Origin of the sequence: Pseudomonas sp. v388 (assembly GCF_003935425.1) — a bacterium.
GTDB lineage: Bacteria > Pseudomonadota > Gammaproteobacteria > Pseudomonadales > Pseudomonadaceae > Aquipseudomonas.
In genome coordinates this window covers 34,306-59,820 of the sequence record NZ_RHQN01000005.1, presented here as the reverse complement: position 1 = coordinate 59,820, position 25,515 = coordinate 34,306, and the positions used below count along the sequence as shown (strand labels likewise).

At 60.8% G+C, this 25,515-nt stretch carries 20 protein-coding genes; 10 read left to right on the top strand and 10 right to left on the bottom strand.

All coding sequences use genetic code 11. From position 1 onward, the window contains the following. Nucleotides 1-121 precede the first annotated feature (121 nt). Together EGJ27_RS24905 and EGJ27_RS13085 are read left to right on the top strand one after the other, a co-directional pair. Nucleotides 122-268, top strand: a complete 147-nt coding sequence (locus EGJ27_RS24905; RefSeq protein ID WP_177523018.1) for a hypothetical protein — start codon at nt 122-124, stop codon at nt 266-268. Between the two features lie 146 nt (nt 269-414). Continuing rightward, nucleotides 415-1,929 carry an MDR family MFS transporter gene (locus EGJ27_RS13085; RefSeq protein ID WP_125831171.1) on the top strand — a complete coding sequence of 505 codons (1,515 nt, stop codon included), beginning with the start codon at nt 415-417 and terminating at the stop codon, nt 1,927-1,929. 10 nt (nt 1,930-1,939) lie between these two features. Here EGJ27_RS13085 and EGJ27_RS13080 read toward each other — a convergent pair whose 3' ends face one another. Together EGJ27_RS13080 and EGJ27_RS13075 are read right to left on the bottom strand one after the other, a co-directional pair. Further along, on the bottom strand, nt 1,940-3,073 hold the full coding sequence (locus tag EGJ27_RS13080; protein ID WP_125831170.1) for a DUF3396 domain-containing protein: 1,134 nt from the start codon (nt 3,071-3,073) through the stop codon (nt 1,940-1,942). A gap of 387 nt (nt 3,074-3,460) precedes the next feature. Beyond that, the gene (locus EGJ27_RS13075; RefSeq protein ID WP_125831169.1) at nt 3,461-4,111 is read right to left on the bottom strand and encodes a TetR family transcriptional regulator; all 651 of its coding nucleotides are present in this window, start codon (nt 4,109-4,111) and stop codon (nt 3,461-3,463) included. 250 nt (nt 4,112-4,361) lie between these two features. Between EGJ27_RS13075 and EGJ27_RS13070 the strand changes: the two genes are divergently transcribed. Genes EGJ27_RS13070 through EGJ27_RS13060 form a run of 3 tightly spaced genes read left to right on the top strand, consistent with a single transcriptional unit; the run spans nt 4,362 to nt 10,126 of the window. Next, complete coding sequence (locus EGJ27_RS13070; protein WP_125831168.1) at nt 4,362-5,504, top strand: efflux RND transporter periplasmic adaptor subunit; 1,143 nt, start codon at nt 4,362-4,364, stop codon at nt 5,502-5,504. 3 nt (nt 5,505-5,507) lie between these two features. Then, nucleotides 5,508-8,669, top strand: a complete 3,162-nt coding sequence (locus EGJ27_RS13065) for an efflux RND transporter permease subunit (RefSeq protein WP_125831167.1) — start codon at nt 5,508-5,510, stop codon at nt 8,667-8,669. Further along, nucleotides 8,666-10,126 (top strand): AdeC/AdeK/OprM family multidrug efflux complex outer membrane factor, encoded by a 1,461-nt coding sequence (locus EGJ27_RS13060; RefSeq protein WP_125831166.1) that lies wholly within the window; start codon nt 8,666-8,668, stop codon nt 10,124-10,126. Before EGJ27_RS13065 ends, EGJ27_RS13060 begins: the two co-directional genes overlap by 4 nt. Nucleotides 10,127-10,179: 53 nt before the next feature. Here the strand turns inward: EGJ27_RS13060 and EGJ27_RS13055 are convergent, their stop codons facing one another. From EGJ27_RS13055 to pcaR, 5 genes are all read right to left on the bottom strand, one after another. After that, entirely contained in the window at nt 10,180-11,481 is a 1,302-nt protein-coding gene (locus EGJ27_RS13055; protein ID WP_125831165.1) for an MFS family transporter, read from the bottom strand. 138 nt (nt 11,482-11,619) lie between these two features. After that, nucleotides 11,620-12,825, bottom strand: coding sequence for a 3-oxoadipyl-CoA thiolase (gene pcaF, locus EGJ27_RS13050; RefSeq protein ID WP_177523029.1), 1,206 nt, complete (start codon nt 12,823-12,825; stop codon nt 11,620-11,622). Next, nucleotides 12,822-13,601 (bottom strand): CoA-transferase subunit beta, encoded by a 780-nt coding sequence (locus EGJ27_RS13045; RefSeq protein WP_125831163.1) that lies wholly within the window; start codon nt 13,599-13,601, stop codon nt 12,822-12,824. The genes pcaF and EGJ27_RS13045 overlap by 4 nt, the downstream gene beginning before the upstream one ends. Then, entirely contained in the window at nt 13,598-14,458 is an 861-nt protein-coding gene (locus EGJ27_RS13040) for a CoA transferase subunit A (protein ID WP_125831162.1), read from the bottom strand. Before EGJ27_RS13040 ends, EGJ27_RS13045 begins: the two co-directional genes overlap by 4 nt. Nucleotides 14,459-14,811: 353 nt before the next feature. Continuing rightward, on the bottom strand, nt 14,812-15,654 hold the full coding sequence (pcaR, locus tag EGJ27_RS13035) for a pca regulon transcriptional regulator PcaR (RefSeq protein ID WP_125831161.1): 843 nt from the start codon (nt 15,652-15,654) through the stop codon (nt 14,812-14,814). Between the two features lie 833 nt (nt 15,655-16,487). On the opposite strand from pcaR, the gene EGJ27_RS13030 reads away from it, so the two are divergent. Then, complete coding sequence (locus EGJ27_RS13030; RefSeq protein WP_125831160.1) at nt 16,488-16,685, top strand: hypothetical protein; 198 nt, start codon at nt 16,488-16,490, stop codon at nt 16,683-16,685. 287 nt (nt 16,686-16,972) lie between these two features. Continuing rightward, nucleotides 16,973-18,445, top strand: a complete 1,473-nt coding sequence (locus tag EGJ27_RS13025; RefSeq protein ID WP_125831159.1) for an inorganic phosphate transporter — start codon at nt 16,973-16,975, stop codon at nt 18,443-18,445. A gap of 23 nt (nt 18,446-18,468) precedes the next feature. On the opposite strand, the gene EGJ27_RS13020 is transcribed toward EGJ27_RS13025, so the two are convergent. Next, complete coding sequence (locus EGJ27_RS13020; RefSeq protein WP_125831158.1) at nt 18,469-19,962, bottom strand: helicase HerA-like domain-containing protein; 1,494 nt, start codon at nt 19,960-19,962, stop codon at nt 18,469-18,471. A 232-nt stretch (nt 19,963-20,194) separates the two neighbouring features. Here EGJ27_RS13020 and EGJ27_RS13015 point away from each other — a divergent pair, with 232 nt between their 5' ends. Further along, nucleotides 20,195-21,286 carry a glycosyltransferase family 1 protein gene (locus EGJ27_RS13015; RefSeq protein ID WP_125831494.1) on the top strand — a complete coding sequence of 364 codons (1,092 nt, stop codon included), beginning with the start codon at nt 20,195-20,197 and terminating at the stop codon, nt 21,284-21,286. Next, complete coding sequence (locus tag EGJ27_RS13010) at nt 21,279-22,145, top strand: DUF2334 domain-containing protein (protein ID WP_177523019.1); 867 nt, start codon at nt 21,279-21,281, stop codon at nt 22,143-22,145. The genes EGJ27_RS13015 and EGJ27_RS13010 overlap by 8 nt, the downstream gene beginning before the upstream one ends. Before the next feature lie 151 nt (nt 22,146-22,296). Here the strand turns inward: EGJ27_RS13010 and purU are convergent, their stop codons facing one another. Then, a complete protein-coding gene (gene purU, locus EGJ27_RS13000; RefSeq protein ID WP_125831156.1) occupies nt 22,297-23,148 on the bottom strand; it encodes a formyltetrahydrofolate deformylase in 852 nt (283 codons plus the stop codon). A 360-nt stretch (nt 23,149-23,508) separates the two neighbouring features. Between purU and mvaT the strand changes: the two genes are divergently transcribed. Beyond that, the gene (gene mvaT, locus EGJ27_RS12995) at nt 23,509-23,886 is read left to right on the top strand and encodes a histone-like nucleoid-structuring protein MvaT (protein ID WP_125831155.1); all 378 of its coding nucleotides are present in this window, start codon (nt 23,509-23,511) and stop codon (nt 23,884-23,886) included. Nucleotides 23,887-23,984: 98 nt separating this feature from the next. Here the strand turns inward: mvaT and sbcB are convergent, their stop codons facing one another. Beyond that, nucleotides 23,985-25,415 carry an exodeoxyribonuclease I gene (gene sbcB, locus EGJ27_RS12990; RefSeq protein WP_125831154.1) on the bottom strand — a complete coding sequence of 477 codons (1,431 nt, stop codon included), beginning with the start codon at nt 25,413-25,415 and terminating at the stop codon, nt 23,985-23,987. Between the last annotated feature and the right edge of the window lie 100 nt (nt 25,416-25,515).

The window sequence follows — 25,515 nt, the reverse complement described above, 5'->3', positions numbered from 1 at the left end:
GCCAAGACTCCGATGGATTCCCGCATGCTCTGAAAGCTTGTCCTACACTTTCATTAGTCCTTTGAAACTGCTTTGTAGTTGAAATGTGGAGGGCATCATGAAAGTCAGAACAAGAAGATGCATGGCTGTGCTGGGTGTGATGACCGTCATCGGACTCTATGCAGTCGGCGCGTGGCGAATCGAGATGATCCGTCAGGCACCGCAGACCGCTTTCTGCTCCATTGGCCACTGCGTCCCGGCCAACTCCACATTCAGTGCCTTGCGATGACCCTCTAGCCGCGACCCGGCACATGGCGCCGTAAAACAACTGCTCCTGCGAAAAATGTCCCGCAGCAGATCTGTTCCGCCCTATCGATTAGCAGGCTATCGGTCTAGACTGGCAAGAATTTTCCCGTCCGCGCCGGGCGGACTCCAATGCCTTCAGGTTCCGTCTTGACCAGTCTGACTCAAACGCCACCGGCTATTCGCAGCATTCTCTTCGCCTTGATGATGGCCGTGTTCCTCAGCGCACTGGACCAGACCATCGTCGCCGTCTCGATGCCGGCAATTTCTGCACAATTCAAGGATGTCGAGCTGCTGGCCTGGGTCATCTCCGCCTATATGGTGGCGCTGACCGTCGCGGTACCGATCTACGGCAAGCTGGGCGATCTGTACGGGCGCCGCAAGTTGATGCTGTTCGGCCTTGGCCTGTTCACGCTGGCCTCGCTGTTCTGCGGCTGGGCGCAGAGCATGGAACAGTTGGTGCTGGCCAGAGTGCTCCAGGGCATCGGCGCCGGCGGGATGGTGTCGGTGAGCCAGGCGATCATCGCCGATATCGTCCCGCCCCGGGAACGTGGCCGCTACCAGGGTTATTTCAGCAGCATGTACGCCGTTGCCAGCGTGGCAGGGCCGGTACTGGGCGGTTTGATGACCGAATACCTGTCGTGGCGCTGGGTGTTCCTGATCAACCTGCCATTGGGCATCGCCGCGCTGGTCATCGCCTGGCGCACCCTGAACGGTTTGCCGATACCGCAGCGCAAGCCGGTCATCGATTATCTGGGCACTGTGCTGATGATCATCGGCCTGACCGCGCTGCTGCTGGGCATTACCGAGATCGGCCAGGGACATGGCCTGGACAACCGCAACGTACGGACGCTGCTGGGCCTGGCAATTTTCACTCTGGCGCTGTTCGTCTGGTACGAGCGCCGCGCGCCGGAGCCGTTATTGCCCATGCACCTGTTTGCCAACCGCAGCGCCGTGCTGTGCTGGTGTACGGTGTTCTTCACCAGTTTCCAGGCCATTTCGCTGATCGTGCTGATGCCGCTGCGTTATCAGACCATCACCGGCGGCGGTGCGGACAGCGCAGCGCTGCACTTGTTGCCACTGGCGATGGGCATGCCGATGGGCGCTTACTTCGCCGGGCGGCGCACGGCCCTGACCGGCCGGTACAAACCGCTGATCCTGACCGGCGCGCTGCTCATGCCGCTGTCGATCCTGGCCATGGCTTTCACTCCCGCCGATTCGCTGGTGCTGATGAGCCTGTTCATGGTCCTGACCGGCATCGCTACCGGCATGCAATTCCCCACCTCGCTGGTCGGCACGCAAAACTCTGTCACGCCCAAGGACATGGGCGTGGCCACCAGCACGACCAACCTGTTCCGCTCCTTGGGTGGCGCGGTGGGCGTTGCGATCATGTCGGCGCTGCTCCTGGCGATGTTGCAGCACACCGGCGTGGGCCGGCTGGACGCCGCTGCGCTGGGCGGCGAAGGCTCATCCGGCAGCGTCCTGCTCGACAGCCTCAATGCCGCCAGCGGCCCGGCGCTGGAGTCGCTGCGCGTCGAACTGGCCATGACGTTCCGCCATCTGTTGATGGTCAGCGCCGCTGTTTCCCTGCTCGGCCTCGCGGCGGCTTGGGCAATGCCCAATAATCTGCTGCGCGGGCGCGAATGACGACGCGCGGTCAGTCCTGCGGGTCAGCCCAGAACCACTGGGTGCGCTTGCCCCGGATGTGTTCGAACGCCGGCATGATCTCCCCTTCCTCGAAAAAACGCCGCGATCGGGCCTGGGCACTGCTGAACCAGTAACCGGATTTGCGACAGGGCTGCCCGGCATCCACTGGCGGCACGGGCTTGTCATCGAAGCGGGCATACCACTGCGCGGTTGTTTCCTCGGTAAAGCCCAGGCCCGGCGCCAGATAAGGATGAAGGTTACCGGTGTCCTGCAGGCGAACAGGCTGGATCAGCCGATTCACGGCCAGATAGGCCGCCGCAGGCTCATCACCCTCGCCGCCCAGTACCGGCGCAATGCCGGCGCGGATCAGCAAGCCGCCTTCGTAGGTCTGGAACACTACATCGCTATGGCGGCTGAGCTCGCCGCGCATTCGGTCACTGCCGCCCAGGCGCTGGATGAACGCGTCGCCCAGCACGGTGTACCAGCTGACACCCTTGATGCGATCAAGCAGGCGCAGGCTTTCCAGATGCGGACCGGGATCGACCATCAGCCCGATGTATCGCTGGGCGAGGCGATATTCCCATGGCAGATAACGATGACCATCACACGGCAGGACACACGCCAGTCCACCAAAGCCATGCTCGGCATGCACCTGGCTGCTCAGGTAACGAATCCAGGCTTCATAGTTCTTGAGGCCATCAGGTTCTGCGAGATAGCTCCAGGGCAAGACCATCTTGAGGCAGGATTGATCGATGTCGGCCTGGCCGAGGGAGGTGTTCATCACGAACAGACTGTGGGTCGCGACTTCGGCCTGGGTGGCGCTGGCGATCGACCACACGAACTGATCAGCCGCGGGGCTTTGCAGGATCTGCCGTCTGCACGAGGCGAAACCGGAGGGTGTCAGGCGCCGCATGCGCTTGTATAGCTGCCACTTGAGCACCGGCTTGAATGTGGCGTAGAAGCGCGCAAAACAGGCCTCGACGCGTTTTTTGACTTCCGGCGTGTGCCCGTCCTTGAAGTACAAGGTGGTGATAAGCCCGAGCCGCACCACCGGAACACACTGGGACACATCCACGGCGACCTGGCTGGCCTGCCGTTCAAGCCGGTCGAGCAACGGTACAGGGTCGGTCAGGGATTCAGGCATCGGCGCGGCCCCTATCGATCCGTGGATTCGGACGGGCGTCCATGCCCATTTCGCTGCTCGTGCCGGTCGCTATCGGTCCCGCCAGGCATCCAGGCGCAAGATCCCGCAAAAACATGCAGCCTTCCCTCCCATGTCGTTGGTCAAGGAGCGAAGAGTGACGGGAGTTTTCCGAGCTAGCAATACACGGAAATTACTTTGGGAAATCAGCTACATGTATCGAGAAATGTCCTACTCGCTTCCTACAGACGCGCACACCCTGCAAGGATGCGCCAAGTGCGGTGTATCGCCGCACGAAAGGTAAACAGTGGGTAAAAGTGCTGTTTAACGACCCACTGATTGGGGTTAGATGGTGCGCAGCAGATCGGTCAGACGATATATGTGCCGAGATCACACAGCCGCCGGTTCCGGAATCAACAAGGTCGGGCTCAGGCGGAGCATTTCCATGCAGACGTCGACCAGTCGTTCGGCCTCTTCGAACAGCGAGAACTGCTCGGGGACCAGCAGCCATTGGTCGAGGATGCCGTTGATATAGGAAAACAGACAGATCGCGGCACGAACGGTGTCCAGCCTCGGCGGCAACTGGCCACGGCGCACGGCATTGCTCAAGGCCAGGCCGATGCGGTCGTGGCACTCGATGACGTTGGCCTGACGCTGGCGTCGGAAATCACACATCTCATCCGTGAATTCGCATTTATGGAACAGGATTTCGTTGATGCGGCGGGTTTTAGGGTCCAGCGCAACTTCATGAAACAAATGAACCAGCAGCTTTTTCATGCAGCCCAGCGGGTCTTCCTCATCCTCGCTTTCGCTCGCCCGAGCCATCTCTTCGAGCGGCTCGTTAAGGCTGTCGAGCATGGCCTGGACCAGATCGGCCTTGTTATTGAAATGCCAATAGATCGCACCGCGCGTCACACCCGCCAGGGTCGCGATATCCGCCAGGGTCGTCCGGGCAACGCCTCGCTCATAGAAAGCCTGTTCCGCAGCTTCCAGAATCTGGGTACGAGTGACCTGGGCTTCCTCTTTGGTACGACGAACCATGGCAATAAAAACCTCAAAAATCTTGCGACAGCCGGGTGCTGCGGCTGCCTGCAAAGGTTACCGGGCGGCTTTTATAGTGCCTTGTCCCGAATCTGTTACCGACTGTCCTCATAGTGGCTGATCGCTTTATGAGGTGTTTACAAACAGCCGTGAATGTAAGTATATTCATTAGCATGCTACTTATCTAGCCGAAAGATTGTTCGACAATCCCTTTTCAAGCGTAAACAGGCTCGTGCCCCCGAGGATCTTCATGCAATTCAAGCCAGCTGTTACCGTCCTGGTCACTGCCGTCGCCCTGGCCTCAATGCTCAGCGGCTGCAGCAAGAAGGAAGAAGCGGCACCGCCCGCCCAAACCCCTGAAGTCGGGGTCGTGACCCTGAAAGCTCAACCGTTCACCTTGACCAGCGAGCTGCCGGGTCGCACCACGGCGTTCCGCGTTGCTGAAGTACGTCCTCAGGTCAACGGCATCATTCTCAAGCGTCTGTTCAAGGAAGGCGGCGACGTCAAGGCCGGACAGCAGCTGTATCAGATCGACCCTGCGCTCTACGAAGCGACCGCCAACAGCGCCAAGGCGACGCTGCAATCGGCCAAGTCGATGTCTGACCGCTACAAGCAGCTGGTCAACGAGCAGGCCGTCAGCCGCCAGGAATACGACACCGCACAGGCCTCGACCCTGGAAGCCCAGTCCGCATTGCAGACAGCCCAGATCAACCTGCGCTACACCCGCGTCTTCGCACCGATCTCTGGTCGTATCGGCCGTTCGAGCGTGACCGAGGGTGCGCTGGTGACCAGCGGCCAGACGGAAGCGATGGCCACCATCCAGCAGCTGGACCCGATCTACGTCGATGTCACCCAGTCGTCCGCCGAAATGCTCAAGCTGCGTGGCGACCTGGCCAGCGGCCGCCTCGAGAAGTCCGGCGACAACGCTGCGATGGTCAAGCTGACCCTCGAAGACGGCAACGAGTATCCGCAAGACGGCAAGCTGGAGTTCTCCGAAGTGTCGGTAGACCAGAACACCGGTTCCGTCACCCTGCGCGCCGTGTTCCCGAACCCGGATCACACCCTGCTGCCGGGCATGTTCGTGCACGCCAAGCTGCAGGCCGGCGTCAACAGCAAGGCCATCCTCGCGCCGCAGCAAGGTGTGACCCGTGATCAGAAAGGCATGCCGACGGCCATGGTGGTCAACAAGGACAACAAGGTCGAACAGCGTCAACTGGTTGCCAACCGCACCGCCGGTGCGTACTGGCTGATCGAGAAAGGCCTGGCCGAGGGTGATCGCGTGATCACCGAAGGTCTGCAGTACGTCAAGCCAGGCGCTGAAGTGAAGGTCAAGGAAGCAACCAACCTCACGTCTGCCCAGTCTGCCCCTGCTGCCAACGGCAAAGGTGAGTAATCGATGTCCAGATTCTTTATTGACCGACCGATTTTCGCCTGGGTTTTAGCCCTGGTGGTCATGTTGGTAGGTACGCTTTCGATCCTGAAGCTGCCGATCAACCAGTATCCGGCCATTGCGCCGACCGCCATCGACATCCAGGTGACCTACCCGGGCGCTTCTGCGCAGACCGTGCAGGACACCGTGGTGCAGATCATCGAGCAACAGCTCAACGGCATCGACAACCTGCGTTATGTGTCCTCGGACAGCAACTCCGACGGCAGCATGACCATCACCGTGACCTTCAACCAGGGCACCAACCCTGATACCGCTCAGGTCCAGGTTCAGAACAAGCTGAACCTGGCGACCCCGCTGCTTCCGCAAGAAGTGCAGCAGCAGGGCCTGCGGGTAACCAAGTCGGTGAAGAACTTCCTGCTGGTCATCGGTCTTGTGGCCGAAGACGGCACGCTGACCCGTGAAGACCTGTCCAACTACATCGTTTCCAACATACAGGACCCGATTGCGCGGACCTCCGGCGTCGGTGACTTCCAGGTATTCGGTTCGCAGTACGCGATGCGCATCTGGCTGGACCCGGGCAAGCTCAATAACTTCCAGCTGACCCCCGTGGACGTCAGCACCGCGATTTCCGCACAGAACGTGCAGATCGCAACCGGCCAGCTGGGCGGCCTGCCGGCCCTGCCCGGCACTCAGCTCAACGCGACCATCATCGGCAAGACCCGCCTGCAGACTGCCGAACAGTTCGGCAACATCCTGCTCAAGGTCAACACCGACGGTTCCCAGGTTCGCCTGAAAGATGTGGCTCGGGTTGCCCTGGGCGGCCAGAACTACAGCATCGACGCACAGTACAACGGCAAACCGGCATCCGGGATGGCGATCAAGCTGGCCTCCGGCGCCAACGCGCTGGATACCGCCAAAGCCATTCGCGCGACCGTCGCCAACCTCGAACCTTTCTTCCCGCCTGGCATGAAAGTCGTCTACCCGTATGACACGACGCCAACGGTCACCGAATCGATCAACGGCGTGGTCCACACCCTGATCGAAGCCATCGTGCTGGTGTTCCTGGTCATGTACCTGTTCCTGCAGAACCTGCGCGCGACGATCATCACCACGATGACCGTACCGGTGGTGTTGCTGGGTACGTTCGGCATCCTCGCGGCCTTCGGATTCACCATCAACACCCTGACCATGTTCGGCATGATCCTGGCAATCGGGCTATTGGTGGACGATGCCATCGTAGTGGTGGAGAACGTCGAACGGGTGATGGCCGAGGAGCATCTGTCACCCAAGGAGGCCACGCGCAAGTCCATGGATCAGATCCAGGGCGCGCTGATCGGTATCGCCATGGTGCTGTCGGCGGTACTGCTGCCAATGGCGTTCTTCGGCGGTTCCACAGGAGTGATCTACAAGCAGTTCTCGATCACCATCGTGTCGGCCATGGGCCTGTCGGTGCTGGTCGCCCTGATCTTCACCCCGGCGCTGTGCGCCACTATCCTCAAGCCGATCGATCCGGAAAAACACGGCCAACCCAAGCGCGGTTTCTTCGGCTGGTTCAACCGGACCTTCGACCGCAGCGTCGTCAGCTACGAAAACGGCGTGAAGCGCATGGTGACCCACAAGTTGCCCGCCTTTGTCGTCTACCTGATTATCTTCGCCGGCATGATCTGGCTGTTCACCCGCATCCCATCGGCGTTCCTGCCCGAAGAAGACCAGGGCGTGATCTTCGCCCAGGTCCAGACTCCGGCGGGTTCCTCGGCAGAGCGCACTCAGAAAGTCATCGACGAAATGCGTGACTTCCTGCTCGACAAGGAAAACGGTGAAGGCACCGGCGTGAACTCGGTGTTCAGCGTCAACGGCTTCAACTTCGCCGGCCGTGGTCAGAGTTCGGGCCTGGCGTTCGTCATGCTCAAGCCATGGGGCGAACGTGATGCCGAGAACACGGTATTCAAGATCGCCGAACGAGCGCAGGCGCACTTCGCCAGTTTCCGCGACGCGATGGTGTTCGCGGTCGTACCGCCTTCGGTACTGGAACTGGGTAACGCCACCGGTTTCGACGTGTACCTTCAGGACCAGGGCGGCGTAGGTCATGAAAAACTGCTGGAAGCCCGGAATCAGTTCCTCGGCATGGCCGCACAAAGCAAGATCCTGGCGGGCGTGCGTCCCAACGGTCTGAACGATGAGCCGCAGTACCAGCTCACCGTGGATGACGAGAAAGCCAGTGCGCTGGGCATTACCCTGTCCAACATCAACCAGACGCTGTCCATCGCGCTGGGTGGCAGCTACGTCAACGACTTCATCGACCGCGGTCGGGTGAAGAAGGTGTACGTGCAAGGTGAAGCCTTCAGCCGCATGACCCCTGAAGACCTGCAGAAGTGGTACGTGCGTAATGACAGCGGCACCATGGTTCCGCTGTCGGCCATCGCTACCGGCGAGTGGACCTACGGCTCGCCGAAGCTGTCGCGTTACAACGGCGTAGCGGCAATGGAAGTCCTCGGCACACCGGCGCCGGGCTACAGCTCCGGGCAGGCCATGGCCGAAGTCGAAGCCCTTGCCAAGAAACTGCCTGCCGGTATCGGCTACGCGTTTACCGGTCTGTCGTACGAAGAGCGCCTTGCCGGTTCCCAGTCGCTGGCTCTGTACGCATTGTCGATGCTGGTAGTGTTCCTCTGCCTGGCAGCGCTGTATGAAAGCTGGTCAATTCCGATTGCGGTCATGCTGGTGGTGCCGTTGGGCGTCATCGGGGCATTGATGGCGACCAGTCTGCGCGGCCTGTCCAACGACGTGTTCTTCCAGGTCGGCCTGTTGACGACCATCGGCCTGGCGGCCAAGAACGCCATTCTGATCGTCGAGTTCGCCAAGGAGCTGCATGAACAGGGCAAGAGTCTGGTCGACGCAGCGGTCGAAGCTTGCCGGATGCGTCTGCGCCCGATCATCATGACGTCCATGGCCTTTATCCTTGGCGTGGTTCCGCTGGCGATTTCCAGCGGTGCAGGTTCAGGCAGCCAGCACGCCATCGGTACGGGCGTGATCGGCGGTATGATTACCGCCACCGTTCTGGCGATTTTCTGGGTGCCTATGTTCTATGTCGCGGTGTCCTCGCTGTTCAAGGGCAAGGACAAAGAAAAGGTGCAGAAGCACGAAACCCCACACACTGAGGCTGGCCAATGAGCAAGTCCCTGATCTCTCTGGCAGTCACCGCGTTCATCCTCGGCGGCTGTTCGTTGATCCCCGATTACGAGCGCCCGCAAGCACCGGTTGCTGCTCAATACCCGCAAGGTCCGGCGTACACGCCGGCCGAGTCGGCGAACATGGCCGCAGCCGAACAAGGCTGGCGTCAGTTCTTCCGTGACCCGGCGCTGCAACAGCTGATCCAGACCGCGCTGGAAAACAACCGTGACCTTCGGGTCGCGGCACTGAACATCGACGCCTACCGCGCCCAGTTCCGCATCCAGCGTGCGGACCTGTTCCCGGCGGTATCGGCCGACGGCAGCGGCTCGCGGCAGCGCGTGCCGGCCGACATGTCGCAGTTGGGCCAGTCCGGCATCACCAGTTCCTACTCCGCCACGCTGGGCATCAGCGCCTACGAGCTGGACCTGTTCGGTCGCGTTCGCAGCCTCAGCGAGCAGGCATTGCAGACTTACTTCGCCAGCGAAGAAGCGCGGCGCAGCACGCAGATCAGCTTGGTGGCCAACGTCGCCACGGCCTATCTGACCTGGCAGGCCGACAAGGAACTGTTGAAGCTGACCGAGGACACGCTGAAAACCTACGAGGAAAGCTTGCGGCTGACCACGCGCAGCAATGAAGTGGGTGTGGCCTCGGCACTGGACCTGAGCCAGACCCGCACGTCGGTGGAAAGCGCGCGTGCTCGTCTGGCCCAGTACCAGCGTCTGGTCGCCCAGGATCAGAACAACCTGGTGTTGCTGCTCGGCACCGGTTTGCCTGACAACCTGCCGACCCCGCAGAAGCTGGACGCCGACCTGCTGACCGAGCTGCCGCCCGGCTTGCCGTCGGACCTGCTGCAACGTCGCCCGGACATTCTGCAAGCCGAACACTCACTGCAGGCAGCCAATGCCAATATCGGCGCGGCACGCGCTGCGTTCTTTCCCAGCATCAGCCTGACGGCCAATGCCGGCACTGCCAGCACCGACCTGTCCGGCCTGTTCAAGGGCGGTTCGGGCACCTGGCTGTTCCAGCCGAGCATCAACCTGCCGATCTTCAACGCCGGCAGCCTGCGTGCGAGTCTGGATTACTCGAAGATCCAGAAGGAAATCAACGTCGCCAACTACGAGAAGGCGATTCAGACCGCCTTCCAGGAAGTCTCCGACGGCCTGGCTTCGCGCCGCACCTACAACGACCAGCTTCAGGCGCAGCGTGATTTCGTGACCGCCAACCAGGACTACTATCGTCTGGCGGAGCGTCGCTACCGGATCGGCATCGACAGCAACCTGACGTTCCTCGATGCCCAGCGCTCGTTGTTCAGTGCCCAGCAAACGCTGATTACCGACCGTCTTGCCCAGCTGACCAGCGAGGTCAATCTGTACAAGGCCCTCGGCGGCGGCTGGTACGAGAACACCGGCGGCAACCAGCCGATTGCCAAGGAAAAGCCTTCGGTCCAGCTGTTCTGATCCGAGCGGCACAAAAAACCCACCTCACGGTGGGTTTTTTTATGCCTGGATGATTACAGGTCGTGATGCAGGTAAGCCGGTTGTTTGGGCAAACGCAGACTGAACAGGAACGCGACCACCATCATCACCGTCACGTACCAGTAAAAGGCGTTTTCCATGCCGCCAGCCTTGAGCTTGAGCGCCACGAACTCGGCAGACCCACCGAAAATGGCGTTACCCACCGCGTAAGCCAGGCCGACGCCCAGCGCGCGAACCTGCGGCGGGAACATCTCGGCCTTCACCAGCCCGCTGATCGAGGTATAGAAACTGACGATGGCCAGGGCCAGTGTGATCAGCACGAATGCCATGAACGGGCTGCTGGTGGTCTTGAGCGTCATCAGGATCGGCACCGTACAGATCGCACCCAGCGCACCGAACCACAACATCGAATTACGTCGACCGATCTTGTCGGCCAGCATGCCGAAGAACGGCTGCATGCACATGTAGAGGAACAGCGCGCCGGTCATGATGAAACTGGCGGTCTTGGGTTCCATGCCGCCGGTGTTCACCAGGTATTTCTGCATGTAGGTGGTGAAGGTGTAGAAAATCAGCGAGCCGCCGGCGGTGTAGCCCAGCACTGTGATGAACGCCGCCTTGTGGTGCTTGAACAACGCGGCAATGCTGCCGGCGTCCTTGTCCTGACGCGATTCGGCGGTGGTGGTTTCGTTCAGGGTGCGCCGCAGCAGCAAAGCAATCACTGCTGCCGCCGCGCCGATCACGAACGGGATACGCCAGCCGTAGTCACGCAACTCTTCGGTGGTGAGAAACTGCTGCAGGATCACCACGGTCAGGACCGCCAGCAACTGCCCGCCGATCAGGGTGACGTACTGGAACGAGGCATAGAACCCGCGCTTGCCGCGCAAGGCGACTTCGCTCATGTAAGTCGCGGTGGTGCCGTATTCGCCGCCCACCGACAGCCCTTGCAGCAGACGGGCCATCAGCAACAGGGCCGGCGCCCAGGCGCCGATCGAGGCGTAGGTCGGCAGGCAGGCGATGATCAGCGAGCCTGCGCACATCATGCTCACCGAAATCAGCATGGAGTTCTTGCGACCATGTTTGTCGGCCACTCGCCCGAAGATCCAGCCGCCGATGGGCCGCATCAGGAATCCGGCGGCAAATACCCCGGCCGTATTCAGCAACTGGACCGTAGGGTCATCGGAAGGGAAGAACGCCGGAGCGAAGTAGATGGCACAGAACGCGTAGATGTAGAAGTCGAACCATTCGACCAGATTGCCGGACGACGCGCCGACAATGGCAAAGATTCTCTTGCTGCGCTCTTCTCCGGTGTAGTCCGACTGTGCTGTTGTAATTGTCATTATGACTCCGTACAGATTGATAACCAGAAACAAGCAGTAACATTCCCGCATGACAAGCACAACAACTGGATCATGTCTTTGCCGTTGCGTAGAGGCAGACAAAGATCCGAGCGGTTGAACCTGCGCAGGCTGCGCCCTTCAGATCCGCTCGATAGCCAATGCGAGCCCCTGCCCTACACCTACGCACATGGTCGCCAGTGCGCGTCGACCATTGGTTTTTTCAAGCTGGTGCAGCGCCGTGAGCACCAGCCGCGCGCCGCTCATGCCCAGCGGATGCCCCAGCGCAATCGCGCCGCCGTTGGGGTTGACCTGTGGCGCGTCGTCCGCCAGCCCGAGCCCGCGCAGCACTGCCAGACCCTGACTGGCGAATGCTTCATTGAGTTCGATGACATCGAAATCCGCCACCGACAGCCCAAGACGCTCGACCAGCTTATTGACCGCAGGCACCGGGCCGATCCCCATTACCCGCGGCGCGACAGCCGCACTGGCCATGCCCAGCACACGCGCCCTGGGCGTCAGGCCATGGGTTCTGACCGCATCGGCCGACGCCAGGATCAGCGCCGCCGCACCGTCATTCACGCCAGAGGCATTGCCGGCGGTGACGGTCTTGCCCGGGCCGTTTACCGGCTTGAGGCTGGCGAGCGCTTCCAGGCTCACGTCGGCGCGAGGATGTTCGTCCTTGTCGATGATCGTTTCGCCTTTCTTGTGCGGCACATGTACCGCCACGATCTCTTCCTCGAAAAAGCCCGCAGCCTGGGCAACGGCGGTGCGTTGCTGGCTGCGCAGGGCGAAAGCGTCCTGATCGGCTCGAGAAATGGTGAAGTCATCCGCGACGTTGTCGGCGGTTTCAGGCATCGAGTCGACGCCGTAACGGGCTTTCATGAGCGGGTTGATGAAACGCCAGCCAATGGTGGTGTCCTCCAGCTTCATGGTGCGCGAGAACGCTGCATCCGCCTTGCCCATGACGAAAGGCGCGCGAGACATGGACTCGACGCCGCCGGCAATCGCCAGCTCCATTTCGCCCGAGCCAATGGCCCGGAACGCAGTGCCGATGGCATCCATGCCTGAAGCGCAAAGCCGGTTCAGGGTCACGCCCGGTACGGTTTCCGGCAGCCCGGCCAGCAACGCGGCCATGCGCGCGACGTTGCGGTTGTCCTCACCGGCCTGATTGGCGCAGCCGAGAAATACCTCGTCGAGAGCCTGCCAGTCGAGCGACGGATTGCGCTCCATCAGCGCCTTGATCGGCACTGCGGCCAGGTCGTCGGCACGCACGCTGGACAACCCGCCGCCGAAACGGCCGATGGGGGTACGAATCGCATCGCAGATAAATACGTCGCGCATCAGGCTTCTCCTGCAACCTGGCCGTGGGCGGTAGCGGTTCGCGCTTCCAGTTCCCGCAGGGCGTTGAGTTCGACCTCCGTGGGCTGGTCGGAATACACCACGTTTTCGGCAAAGCGGACATTCCAGCCGGTGGCGGCGATGACCTGCTCGCGGGTCACGCCGGGGTGCAGCGTGGTGACCACAAATTCGTGGCTGACGGCTTCCGGTTCCATGATGCACAGGTCAGTGATGATGCCGACCGGCCCGGCACCCGGCAGGCCAAGGCGCCTGCGTGAGTCACCGCCCTCGCCGTGGCCGACTGAAGTCACGAAGTCGAGCTTGTCGACGAACGAACGCGCCGACTGCTTGAGGATGATCAGCACGGACTTCGCCGAGCCTGCAATCTCCGGCGCGCCCCCGGCACCCGGCAGCCGCACTTTGGGGTTGAGATAGTCGCCAACCACCGTGGTGTTGATATTGCCGAAGCGATCGACTTGCGCCGCGCCCAGGAAACCCACGTCGACCCGGCCGCCCTGCAGCCAGTAACGGAAGATCTCGCTGGTCGCCACCACGGTGTCGGCGGTTTCGGCCAGTTCGCCGTCGCCGATGGACAGCGGCAGCACGCTGGGTTTGGCGCCAATCGGCCCGGATTCGTAGATCAACACAACGTCCGGCGCCGAGGTCAGGCGCGCCAGATTGGCAGCCTTGGATGGCAAGCCGATGCCAACAAAACATACCGCCCCGTTACGCAAACGTCGGGCTGCGGCGACGGTCATCATTTCACTGGTGCTGTAGCTCATTGTCCGGCCTCCGCCGCAGTGGCAAGTTTGCGCTGAAATTCGCTGAAATCCGCGGTGCCGCGAATGTATTCGTCCACCCAGGCGGTGAAGGTCTCGCGGTCTCGGGCAATCGGGTCCCAGGCCTGATAGAACCGGTTATCCCGCTCGTAATAGCCATGGGCATAGGAGGGACGTGCGCCGCCCGGCACCAGGCACACGGCACTCAAGGCCCAGGTCGGCAATACACAGGCGTTCATCGGTGCATTCAAGTCGTCGACGATCTCTTCTACCGTCACGATGCAACGCCTGGCTGCGAGAGCCGCCTCTTTCTGCACCCCGAGAATGCCCCACAGCAGCACGTTGCCCTTGCGGTCGGCTTTCTGCGCGTGGATCACTGTGACATCCGGCCGAACCGACGGCACGGCGGCCAGCACCTCTGCGGTGAACGGGCAGGTCACGGTCTTGATCAGCGGATTGACCTTGGGCAGGTCCGAACCCGCGTAGGCACGGAGCACGGCAAACGGCAGACCGGACGCGCCCGCGACGTAGGCATTGGCCAGGTCGGCATGGCTATGCTCTTCGATCTCCAGCGCGTGGGGCCACTGTTTTTCCACCGCATCGCGCAGGCGATGCAGTGAACCGACGCCGGGGTTGCCACCCCACGAGAAAATCAGCCGCTTAGCGCAGCCGGCGCCGATCAGTTGGTCGTAGATCAGGTCAGGCGTCATGCGCACCAATGTCAGGTCTTTCTTGCCCTGACGAATGATTTCATGCCCCGCCGCAGTAGGAATCAGATGGGTAAAGCCTTCCAGCGCAACGGTGTCGCCATCGTTGACCAGCCGCTTCACCGCATCGCCCAAGGAAAGGATTTCAGCCATGACGTGCTCCCAAGCTCACCACCAGATTCAATGATCGGCGCACGCGCGCCGGAATGAAAACGAGGGTATGCCTGGGGAAAAAGGCAAACAATCCGATAATCGACTAACTGTTCGATCACCGAACCGATTTTATCGAGCGCCTACAGGATCGAGGCGCGCCTTGCCTTACAGAAAGAGCGAATTCGTACGGAACACCACAATGTGGGAGGCAGCTTGCTGGCGACGGCGGTTTTGTCCAGCTCGACGATAGCGGCAGGCCTATCGCAGTCACGAGCAAGACGGATCGCCGCCCGCTCCTTCCCACGGGTACAGCGCACGCCATGACTGCGTGGAAAACAGGCCACCGGCGACACTCAGGTAAACAACTGGGTACTCAAGTCACGGCTTGCGTCCAGCATGATCGGCAGAAAGCGTTGTTCCAGCTCACTGCGTGCGACTCGGCCCGCGCTGGTGCTGACATTCAACGCGGCCAGTACCTGGCCCGATGCGTCATAAACCGGAACGGCAATCGACCGCAGCCCTTGCTCCAGCTCCTGATCCACGATGCACCAGCCCTGTTGACGCACTTGCTGAAGGCATTCGAGCAGCGCCTCGGTGGTCCGGATGGTGCGGCTGGTCTTGGGTTGCAGGTCGACGTGGTCCAGGTATTCGCGCAAGGACACGTCATCCAGCGCCGCGAGCAGAATCCGGCCCATGGACGTGCAATACGCCGGCAGCCGCCCGCCCACGGAAAGGTCGACCGATATCAACCGTTGGGTCGTGGCAGAGCGGGCAATGTACAAAATGTCATCGCCCTCCAGCGTCGCCATGTTGCAGGCCTCGTGCAGCTGATCGCTCATGCGGTCCAGGTACGGTTGGGACGACACCGCCAGCGGCGTCGAGGAGAGATACGCATGCCCCAGCGTCAGCACTTTGGGTAGCAGCGAATACGTTCGGCCGTCGGTGGTGGCGTACCCCAGTTTGATGAGCGTATGCAGGCACCGCCGCACGGCGGCTCGCGGGATTTCGGTGCGATGGCTGATCTGGGCGATGGTCAGATGCCGCTTGCGCTCCTGAAAGGCATGGATGACAGCCAGGCCGCGGGCCAGCGAGGTCATGAAGTCCGGATCACCGGTCAATGCCTGGATGCGCTTGGCCGGCGACGCCACGATCGGCGGCGCCAGCGAGGCAAAGGATTTTCGCAGTTCATCGTTCACGGCCACACCCTCATCATCGCGCCACAACCCTTGTACTGCGCGGACTGGCCAATATCCTGGCAGTCGCAGCAGCTTGACTTTGTGCGATTATCGAACGAGTGGCCGATAATCGCAATTGACCCGTCGCAAATATACTTATACCTTTAGCCCTGCCACGTAGTGACTTCTTGGAAATACTGGTCAGGTACCCACTGAGAAGTCCTAGGCAGCGGCCTTGCCTGACAGCGAGGCCGTTTTCATTCCAGCGCCCGTCTCCCGTATTTCTATCCGGCTCCCGTTGCATAAACTCGATTAGCGTTCTTATGCATACCCACCTTTTGGCATAGACTTTTCTGTCGTCAGATTTCTGTCCTGCCGTGTCAGAATTTGCATCATGAAAGTTCTTTCACTCACATGAGTCGTTCACACTTTGGAACTGCCGCGGAAAAATAAACCTGACTCATGAAATTTGCGTCATTCATGCCCTCGCTGTAGTTGACGACACAGAACTTCTTGGAGATAGTAGCTGCCACGCGGTCAGCTTTAGCTTGTAGATGATCCACCGGTGCCTGCACGGGCGCGGTTGTCGATCATCCGGCCATGTACCGCATGCTGCGATGATAGTGCGGCAAGGCCTGCTCTAACGACCTTGAAGCTGCAGCCCAAAAACATGTCGCTACGACAGCAGTTTCTCCCGGCGCCCGTAGCCGCGAGCCTCAATGGTGTTCGAAACTCCACCCTTGTCTGCATTGCATGGATCGAGTATCTGCAATCCGGAAAATGGCCCTACGAGTGAACATACTTTGCGGTGCTCTGCGTTAACGCCGGACTCCTATCACTAATCAGGTAACACTGTGACTAAAGATGAACTGCGCGCGGAACTAGAGCGCCAGGAACAACGTTACAAGGATGTCTACGGCGGGGAAGTCACCACCTACGCTGCGCAACCGGATCCGGAACGCAAGCCTTGGCGCAAGAAAGCCAGCATCCTCGATCAGGCCTTCAAACAAGAGCTGCAAAAGATGGAAGAGGATCTGAAGCAAGAGCATTGATCCATGGGCTCTTCGCAGACCTGTGGGAACGGACTTTTCCGCGAAGACGCATTTGCACACGCCGCCCATGCAGCGCTATCACTGCCTCTTTGTGGTCAGCCCGCTCCTACAGACTCAGCACTGGCCTGACGGGACGGACTCTCGTCCTGCGTTAGTCTGGAACGCTTTTTCATCAGGCTCGTGCGTCTTTTTATTGGTTTGAGGCGACACCGGCCAGCAGCTTGCACGTCGATCTGTATTTTTTCTGTCATAATCGCGCCCCCTTCAGACCGGGTCAGAAAACCTACATGATCGATTTATTCAGCGGGCTAGATGCTTGGGTGATTGTGAGCCTGTTGCTCGCTCTGGCGTTCGTCCTCACGTTCGAGTTCATCAACGGCTTTCATGACACCGCGAATGCGGTGGCGACAGTCATCTACACCAAAGCCATGCCGCCTCATCTGGCCGTATTCTTTTCCGGTGTGTTCAACTTTCTCGGCGTGTTGCTGGGCGGCGTCGGCGTGGCGTACGCCATCGTGCACCTGTTGCCCGTCGAACTGCTGATCAACGTCAACACCGGACATGGCCTGGCCATGGTGTTCTCGCTGCTGGCCGCCGCCATCACCTGGAACCTGGGTACGTGGTACTTCGGGATTCCAGCTTCCAGCTCCCACACCCTGATCGGATCGATCCTGGGCGTAGGCCTGGCCAACGCCCTGCTCAACGACATTCCCCTGGCCGACGGCGTCAACTGGCAGAAGGCAATCGACATCGCGGCTTCGCTCGTTTTCTCGCCACTGGCCGGTTTCCTGGTCGCGGGCCTGGTCCTGGTCGCTCTGAAGTGGTGGCGCCCGCTGTCGAAGATGCACAAGACGCCGGAACAGCGCCGCAAGCTGGACGACAAGAAACATCCGCCGTTCTGGAACCGCCTGGTGCTGGTCATCTCCGCGATGGCCGTAAGCTTCGTGCACGGCTCCAACGACGGCCAGAAAGGCATCGGCCTGATCATGCTGGTGCTGATCGGCATCGTGCCGAGCCAGTTCGTGCTGGACCTCAACAGCACCACCTACCAGATCGAGCGCACCCGCGACGCCACTCTGCACCTGAGCCAGTTCTACCAGCGCAACAATGCCACGCTGGGTGAATACCTGGCGCTGGGCAAGGCCGCCAAAGGCGACCTGCCGTCGAGCGCGGCCTGCAACCCGGACCAGACCGAGCCGACCATCAACGCCCTGCTCGACCGCCTGACCGGCGTGACCGACTACCACTCGCTGCCGTCGGAAAAGCGTATCGAGGTGCGTCGCTACCTGCTGTGCCTGGACGACACGGCACGCAAGGTCAGCAAACTGCCTAACCTGGGCGCCCGTGAAAAATCCGACCTGGAGAAGCTGCGCAAGGACCTGACCGGTACGACCGAATACGCACCGTTCTGGGTGATCCTGGCCGTTGCCCTGGCGCTGGGTATCGGCACCATGGTCGGCTGGAAGCGGGTGGTGCTGACCATCGGCGAGAAGATCGGCAAGCAGGGCATGACCTATGCCCAGGGCATGTCGGCACAGATCACCACTGCCTGTGCCATCGGTCTCGCCAACGTGTTCAGCCTGCCGGTATCCACCACCCACATCCTGTCGTCCGGCGTGGCCGGGACCATGGTGGCCAACAAGAGCGGGCTGCAAAGCGGCACTGTGCGCACCATCTTGCTGGCCTGGGTGCTGACGCTGCCGGCAACCGTCGCGCTCTCGGCCTTCCTGTTCTGGCTGGCCACCCTCGCGCTGGCCTGACCCAGCCTGCTCCGGACGGTGTACTAGCGCCGTCCGGACTTCTTCGTTCCCAACAACGACCCCATCAAGCCTCGAACCAGCTGGCGTCCCAACTGGTTGGCGGCCTGACGCATGGCGTTTTTCATCGCCTGCCCGGCGAGCCCACCGAGAAACTCCCCGGCCTTGTCGCTGAAGCTCTCTTGGGCGCCCGAAGGCTGCGAGGCCGCATCTGCGTCAGCGGGCTCGGCCACCTTGCGCGTCACCAGCCTTTCATACGCTGACTCCCGGTCGATGGCCTGGTCGTAACGGCCGCGCAATGCCGACTGCGCGATCATGCTGTCACGCTCGGCCGCATTCAGCGGGCCGATGCGCGACTGCGGCGGCGCGATCAGCACCCGTTGCACCATGGCCGGCGTGCCTTTGTCCTGCAGCGTTCCCACCAGTGCTTCGCCAATACCCAACTCGGTCAGCACACTCAACGTGTCGAAGGCCGGGTTAGGTCTGAAACCCTGCGCCACCGCCCGCAAAGATTTCTGCTCCTTGGCCGTGAAGGCCCGCAACCCATGCTGAATGCGCAGCCCAAGCTGAGCCAGCACGTCATCCGGCAAATCAGCGGGTGACTGAGTGACGAAATACACACCCACGCCCTTGGAGCGGATCAGCCGCACGACTTGTTCCAACCGATCCTGCAACGCCTTGGGGGTATCGGCGAACAACAGATGCGCTTCGTCAAAGAACAGGGCCAACAGCGGTTTGTCCGCATCGCCGCGCTCTGGCAGCTGCTCGAACAACTCGGCCAGCAGCCACAGCAGAAAGGTGGCGTAGACTTTCGGCGCCTCGTGTACCAGACGGCTGGCATCGAGCAGATGAATCTGCCCTCGGCCGTCACGGGCCGGTTGCAGCAGATCTTCCAACTGCAGCGCCGGTTCACCGAACAGCGCCTCCGCGCCCTGCTGTTCCAGACCGGCCAGCCGTCGCTGCAACGCCTGGCTGGAGGCGGACGTCATCAATGCGCTGTCCTCGCCCAGCAACTGCGGATGGTCGCGCAGATGGTTGAGCAGCGCTTTCAAGTCCTTGATGTCCAGCAGTAACAGGCCTTCCTGATCCGCCACCTTGAACGCGGCGTAGAGCGCCGCCTGTTGGCTGTCGGTCAGCTCCAGCAGGTTGCCCAGCAACAGCGGTCCCATTTCGCTCAAGGTGGTACGCAGCGGATGACCGGATTTTCCGTCGACGTCCCACAACGTCACGGGATAAGCCTGAGGCCGATGAGTCAGCCAGGGCATGCCGGCAATCCGCTCGGCAATCTTGCCCTGCGGGTTGCCCGCTGCCCCCAGCCCACACAGGTCACCCTTGATGTCGGCTGCGAATACCGTGACCCCGGCGTCACTGAACGCTTCCGCGAGACGCTGCAAGGTCACCGTCTTGCCCGTGCCGGTGGCGCCCGCAATCAACCCGTGGCGGTTGGCCAGGCGCAGCGCCTGGAAAACCGGCTGCCCGGAGAGGTCCGCACCCAGCGTCAATTCCTGAGATTCGTGCATTTCGTCACCCTTGTTCGCTGACGTCATTTACTGCCTGTTTTTCGCAGGGCTGGCGGCAAGTATTGACCAGTTTTGCGAACTGTCTTGCCGTCTGCGCCCGAATCCGACCTGCAACCCCGTGCTTGAGCCTTCGCGAGGCGGTGGTTTCACCCACAGCAACTATCCTTGTCAGAGGTCAGGAAAGGACGACCACCGACGGAGGAATGTTCTCGTGCACATTGCGGACATGACGATGTTCTACGCACCGGCCAGCGGCGGGGTACGCACTTACCTGGACGCCAAGCACCGGCGCCTGGGCAGGAATCCCGAGGTTCGCCACAGCTTGCTGATTCCCGGTGCACGCTCCAGTCACAATGACGGCGTTTACAAGGTTCCGGCTCCGGCATTGCCGTTCAGCAATGGCTACCGGTTTCCGCTGCGTGTCTCACCCTGGCGCACGGCGCTGCAAAGCCTGCAACCGGATCTGATCGAAGTGGGTGACCCTTACCTGACCGCCTGGGCCGCTCTGGATGCACGGCGGCAACTGGAAGTGCCGGTCATCGGTTTCTACCACTCCGACCTGCCGCTGCTGGTCAGCAACCGTATCGGCACCTGGATGGGCACCAGCGTCCAGGCTTATGTCAGCAAGTTGTATGGCAACTTTGACCGGGTGCTCGCGCCCAGCCAGGTGATGGTCGACAAGCTGATCGGCATGGGTGTGGACAATGTCCACGTGCAGCCGCTGGGTGTCGACCTGCAAGCCTTTCACCCGGATCACCGGGACGAACGTCTCAAACAGCAACTGGGCCTGCGCCCCGATACTCACCTGCTGATCTTTGCCGGACGCGGTTCCAGAGAGAAGAACCTGCCGATCCTGCTGCAGTGCATGAAGAAACTCGGCCCGCGCTATCACCTGCTGCTGGTGGGCTCGCACATGCCCAGCCAGGTACCCGACAACGTCTCGATCATCGGACAGTTCTGCAAGACCCCGCAGCTGGCACGCCTGCTCGCCAGCGCGGACGCATTGGTGCATGCCGGCGACCAAGAGACTTTCGGGCTGGTGATACTCGAAGCGATGGCCAGCGGCATCCCGGTGGTTGCCGTGGCGGCCGGAGCATTCACAGAGATCGTGCCCCAGGAATGCGGGCTGTTGTGCGAAGCCAATGACGCCAGGTCAATGGCCTGCGCCGTACGCCAGCTCTTTGCTCAAGACGTGCGAGACAAAGGCCGCAGCGCCCGTCGCTACGTTGAAACCCGTTGCAGTTGGGACGTAGTGGTGGCCGGACTGCTGAATCACTACCACGCGGTCCTGGGGCGTCGGCTGCCGGAACTGGCACATGGCTGAACAAACGATGCGTCGCTTGATGCTGGTCCTGCACGATGTGGCGCCCAAGACCTGGCCGGCCTACGAACCTTTTGTCGCGGCGGTCGACGCGCTGGGAAAGGTGCCCATCACCTGGCTGGTGGTGCCGGACTTTCACGGATGCGACCCTATGCGGACCGCCACTGCGTTCCAAGACCTTTTGCAGGCTCGGCTCTGGCGCGGCGATGAATTGGCACTGCACGGTTATTACCACTGCGATGACGGACCCGCACCACGGAGCCTGCGGGATTACTTCATGCGTCGCATCTATACCTGGGAAGGCGAGTTCTACACACTCACCGAACCACAGGCACTGGCCCGACTGGAGGCCGGTATCGAGCTGTTCACCCGACTGGGCTGGCCGCTGCACGGTTTTGTTGCCCCCGCCTGGCTGATGAGTGAAGGGACTCGCCGGGCCTTGCGTCAACTGCCGCTGAGCTACACCAGCGACGTGGGTCATTTCTACCGACTGCCGGACTTTTTGCCGATTCGTGCTCCGGGCATCGTGTGGAGTTCGCGCAGCGCCTGGCGACGCGGCGTGTCAACGATGTACAGCGCGATGCGGGAACACCAACTGCAAGACGCACCGGTGATCCGGCTGGGTCTGCACCCTGAAGACATGCGTCACCCGTCGTCTCGGCGTTACTGGCTGAATCTGCTCGGACGCCTGCTGGAGCAAGGACGCGACCCGGTCACCAAGATCGGCTGGTTGAGGGTTCAGCCCGCGTTTTCAGAGGCGGGGCCGGGCTGCTCGTCACTCACCGGATGCAGCTCACGCCACAGCTGCGCGGCGCCGTCGAAGTCGGTGCCCGTCTCCGGAGTCAGCTCATCGGGGTCATAACGGCTCAGGCAGCCCTCGCCAAGGGTGGGCGGTGCCTTGGAAGTGGCTTTTTCGAAGGGATCGGTCATGGCGCTTGCCTCGTCCGGTGCGGCACAGGCTCCAGCGACCGGGCATGCATCGGTACACTGGAGTTCTAGCGCCATTCAGTGAATCAGTCGAACACCACCGTCTTGTTGTCGTGCACCAGTACGCGATCTTCCAGGTGCGCACGCAGCCCGCGCGCCAGCACCATCTTTTCCACGTCACGGCCGAAACGCACCATGTTCTCGATACTGTCGCGGTGACTGACCCGCACTACGTCCTGCTCGATGATCGGGCCGGCGTCCAGCTCTTCGGTTACATAGTGGCACGTGGCGCCGATCAGCTTCACACCGCGCAACGAGGCCTGGTGGTAAGGCTTGGCACCCACGAAGGATGGCAGGAAACTGTGGTGGATATTGATGACCTGATGCGCATACTCGCGGCAAAGATCCGGGGGCAGGATCTGCATGTAGCGCGCCAGGACCACGACATCGGCCTGGTGATGCCCGACCAGACGCGACACTTCGGCGAACGCCGGTTGCTTGTCCGCCGGGTCCACCGGCACGTGGTAATAAGGAATGTTGTGCCACTCCACCATGCTGCGCAGGTCCTGGTGATTGGAAATCACGCAGGCGATGTCGCAGTCCAGTTCATCGCTGTGCCAGCGGTGCAGCAGGTCGGCCAGACAGTGGGATTCACGACTGGCCATCAATACGACGCGCTTTTTCTGAGCCGAATCGGTGATGCGCCAGTCCATCGAAAACTCTTCGGCGATGGGCGTGAACGCCTCGCGAAAGCCTTCCAGATCGAACGGCAGGGTGTCGGCACGAATCTCATGGCGCATGAAGAACCAGCCACTGAGATTGTCCGAATGGTGACTCGCTTCGGTAATCCAGCCGTTGTGGGCGGCCAGAAAGTTACTGACTTTGGCAACGATGCCAACACGGTCCGGGCAAGCAATCACCAGACGAAAAGTGCGCATTAGGGGAAACTCCAGAACTTCGCAAAGGCGCCATTCTAGCGGCTGCGCGGCAAAACTGCAGTATTCCCTTCGCCCACCGGCGGCGACGAATCCGCACATCCGTCCCGTGCGGGTTGCAGAGTGCCAGTATTCAGATGACTGAGCAGTCATCTGAACGAACTCACCGGGCAAGTACCGGTTTATAGCAACCATCTTTACCGCTCGATACAGTAGCCCGTCTAATTTCGCCGCGCTGTAGGACATGTGTATATTGGCGCACAGTTCAAATAAAACTTTTATTTCATGTTTACTTGCCGGGGACCACTGACTATTATTGCCCCACTGTAACCCTGAAACCCTTCACAACATAAGGTCTCCCTCATGTCCCTGATCAACGAATACCGTGCCACGGAAGAAGCCATCAAAGAACTGCAGGCCCGTTTGAAGAACCTGTCGCAAGACGACAAACTGCAAACCGAGCTGGAATTCGAAGGCAAATTGCGCACCCTGATGGGCGAGTATCAGAAATCCCTGCGCGACATCATTGCCCTGCTGGATCCGGACTCCAAAGTTAACAAGGCACCCCGTGGTGCCGTGAAAACTACCGGCACCAAGCGCGCGCGCAAGGTCAAGCAATACAAGAACCCGCACAACGGCGAAGTCATCGAAACCAAGGGTGGCAACCACAAGACGCTGAAAGAGTGGAAAGCCAAGTGGGGCGGCGACGAGGTTGAAAGCTGGGCCACTCTGCTGGGCTAAACCCCGGTGGCCGGGCCTGAAGGCAAGACCTTAAAGCCTGATCTAAAGAACGCCAGCTTGCTGGCGTTTTTTATTGTCAGAATTTTTACCCTTTAGCGTCATATCGTTAGTCGTTTACGAAGCACTTGCACATAATCCTGCCACTGCCGCAAGACCTCCAGCTGCGGCGGCGTTGCATTTAGTGACAACTCGACCAGGGCCTTGGTGAAACTGGCAATAGTATTCGGCGCCCCGAGTTCCGGGTTCTGCAGTCTGTCCTGACAAAAGCTGTACCAGCGCGTTCGTTCAAGATCGTTCAACGTCTCGGGAAAGTTGCGCGCGCGGTAGCGAAACAACAACTCGGGCAACCGAGGATCATCGAAAGGCCACGATTCGTTTGCCAGTTGTTCAGGTTGCGCTTCACGGACTTGCTCGCACAGCCTTCGATCACGATCACCAATAAAGCCGTCATACAACTGCTGCTCGGGATCTTCGCTGCCGGCGAATTCTTCCTTGCCGTACAGCGCCCGCAATTTATCCTGCCAAACTTGTCGACTTTCGTTCAACCGCGCAGCCCGGTGCCTGTAGCTCGCCATGTCGAGCTGCAACCGCTCCTGATCTTCACTGCGCAGCACACCCAGCGGCGCCACCACCGGACAACGATTTATATGCAGCAGTTTGAGCGGCACCGGCAGTTCACCCTCTGCCAGGGCCTCACGCCGCGTATACAAGCGCTGTTTCAAGACCTCGACGTCATGTTCCAGCAGCGGGGCATGGTCAAGGTGCAGGTCACACACGATCAGCGCATTACGGTTATGCGGATGCCAGGCCAGTGGCAACACCACGCCCAGATAATTGCGTGCTGCCGAAAAACGACCGGAAATATGCAACAGCGGTTCCAGGAGCCGGATCTGATCCTGCACTTTCTGCTTGCTGCGTAGAGCAAAAAGATAGTTATAAAGCTTGGGTTGCCGGTCACGAACCAGGCGTGCCAGGGCGATTGTGGCACGCACGTCGGAGAGCGCATCGTGGGCCTGGCCATGATCGATGCCATTGGCGGCGGTCAGGCGCTCGAGTTTGAGCGTTACCCGCCCATCCTCTTGAGGCCAGACGATCCCGTCCGGACGCAGGGCGTAGGCTGCGCGCACTACGTCGATCAAATCCCAGCGACTGTTGCCCCCCTGCCATTCACGGCCATAGGGATCGAAGAAATTGCGGTACAAACTGTAACGAGTCACTTCATCATCGAAACGCAGGGTGTTGTAGCCGGCACCGCACGTTCCCGGTGCCGCGAGTTGGGCATGCACGCGAGTCATGAAATCGGCCTCGCACAACCCTTTTTCCGCGAGGCGGTGCGGCGTGATACCGGTGATCACGCATGCCGCCGGATGCGGCAGGATGTCATCGCTGGGCTGACAGTACAGGTTGACCGGCGGCGCGATTTCGTTGAGGTCGGCATCGGTGCGAATTCCCGCCATCTGCAGCGCACGGTCGTTGCGCGGGTTGATACCGGTGGTTTCGTAGTCGTACCAGAAGATGCTGGAAGTCACAGTCTTGTCCTGAACCTAAGTCAGACAAAGTGTAGGGCCAGTCACCGGCGTATGGCTAATCGCAGCTTCGCCAGTCACCTGTAACCGTTTCTTACGAACG

What these genes read in the sequence shown, in the direction of transcription:
- purU (WP_125831156.1), bottom strand. Translation starts at nt 23,148, where the DNA reads ATGCGCACTTTTCGTCTGGTGATTGCTTGCCCGGACCGTGTTGGCATC.
- EGJ27_RS13080 (WP_125831170.1), bottom strand. Translation starts at nt 3,073, where the DNA reads ATGCCTGAATCCCTGACCGACCCTGTACCGTTGCTCGACCGGCTTGAA.
- EGJ27_RS13055 (WP_125831165.1), bottom strand. Translation starts at nt 11,481, where the DNA reads ATGACAATTACAACAGCACAGTCGGACTACACCGGAGAAGAGCGCAGC.
- EGJ27_RS13070 (WP_125831168.1), top strand. Translation starts at nt 4,362, where the DNA reads ATGCAATTCAAGCCAGCTGTTACCGTCCTGGTCACTGCCGTCGCCCTG.
- EGJ27_RS13020 (WP_125831158.1), bottom strand. Translation starts at nt 19,962, where the DNA reads ATGCACGAATCTCAGGAATTGACGCTGGGTGCGGACCTCTCCGGGCAG.
- EGJ27_RS13085 (WP_125831171.1), top strand. Translation starts at nt 415, where the DNA reads ATGCCTTCAGGTTCCGTCTTGACCAGTCTGACTCAAACGCCACCGGCT.
- EGJ27_RS13015 (WP_125831494.1), top strand. Translation starts at nt 20,195, where the DNA reads ATGTTCTACGCACCGGCCAGCGGCGGGGTACGCACTTACCTGGACGCC.
- EGJ27_RS13045 (WP_125831163.1), bottom strand. Translation starts at nt 13,601, where the DNA reads ATGAGCTACAGCACCAGTGAAATGATGACCGTCGCCGCAGCCCGACGT.
- EGJ27_RS13010 (WP_177523019.1), top strand. Translation starts at nt 21,279, where the DNA reads ATGGCTGAACAAACGATGCGTCGCTTGATGCTGGTCCTGCACGATGTG.
- mvaT (WP_125831155.1), top strand. Translation starts at nt 23,509, where the DNA reads ATGTCCCTGATCAACGAATACCGTGCCACGGAAGAAGCCATCAAAGAA.
- EGJ27_RS13025 (WP_125831159.1), top strand. Translation starts at nt 16,973, where the DNA reads ATGATCGATTTATTCAGCGGGCTAGATGCTTGGGTGATTGTGAGCCTG.
- EGJ27_RS13065 (WP_125831167.1), top strand. Translation starts at nt 5,508, where the DNA reads ATGTCCAGATTCTTTATTGACCGACCGATTTTCGCCTGGGTTTTAGCC.
- EGJ27_RS13040 (WP_125831162.1), bottom strand. Translation starts at nt 14,458, where the DNA reads ATGGCTGAAATCCTTTCCTTGGGCGATGCGGTGAAGCGGCTGGTCAAC.
- EGJ27_RS24905 (WP_177523018.1), top strand. Translation starts at nt 122, where the DNA reads ATGGCTGTGCTGGGTGTGATGACCGTCATCGGACTCTATGCAGTCGGC.
- EGJ27_RS13060 (WP_125831166.1), top strand. Translation starts at nt 8,666, where the DNA reads ATGAGCAAGTCCCTGATCTCTCTGGCAGTCACCGCGTTCATCCTCGGC.
- EGJ27_RS13075 (WP_125831169.1), bottom strand. Translation starts at nt 4,111, where the DNA reads ATGGTTCGTCGTACCAAAGAGGAAGCCCAGGTCACTCGTACCCAGATT.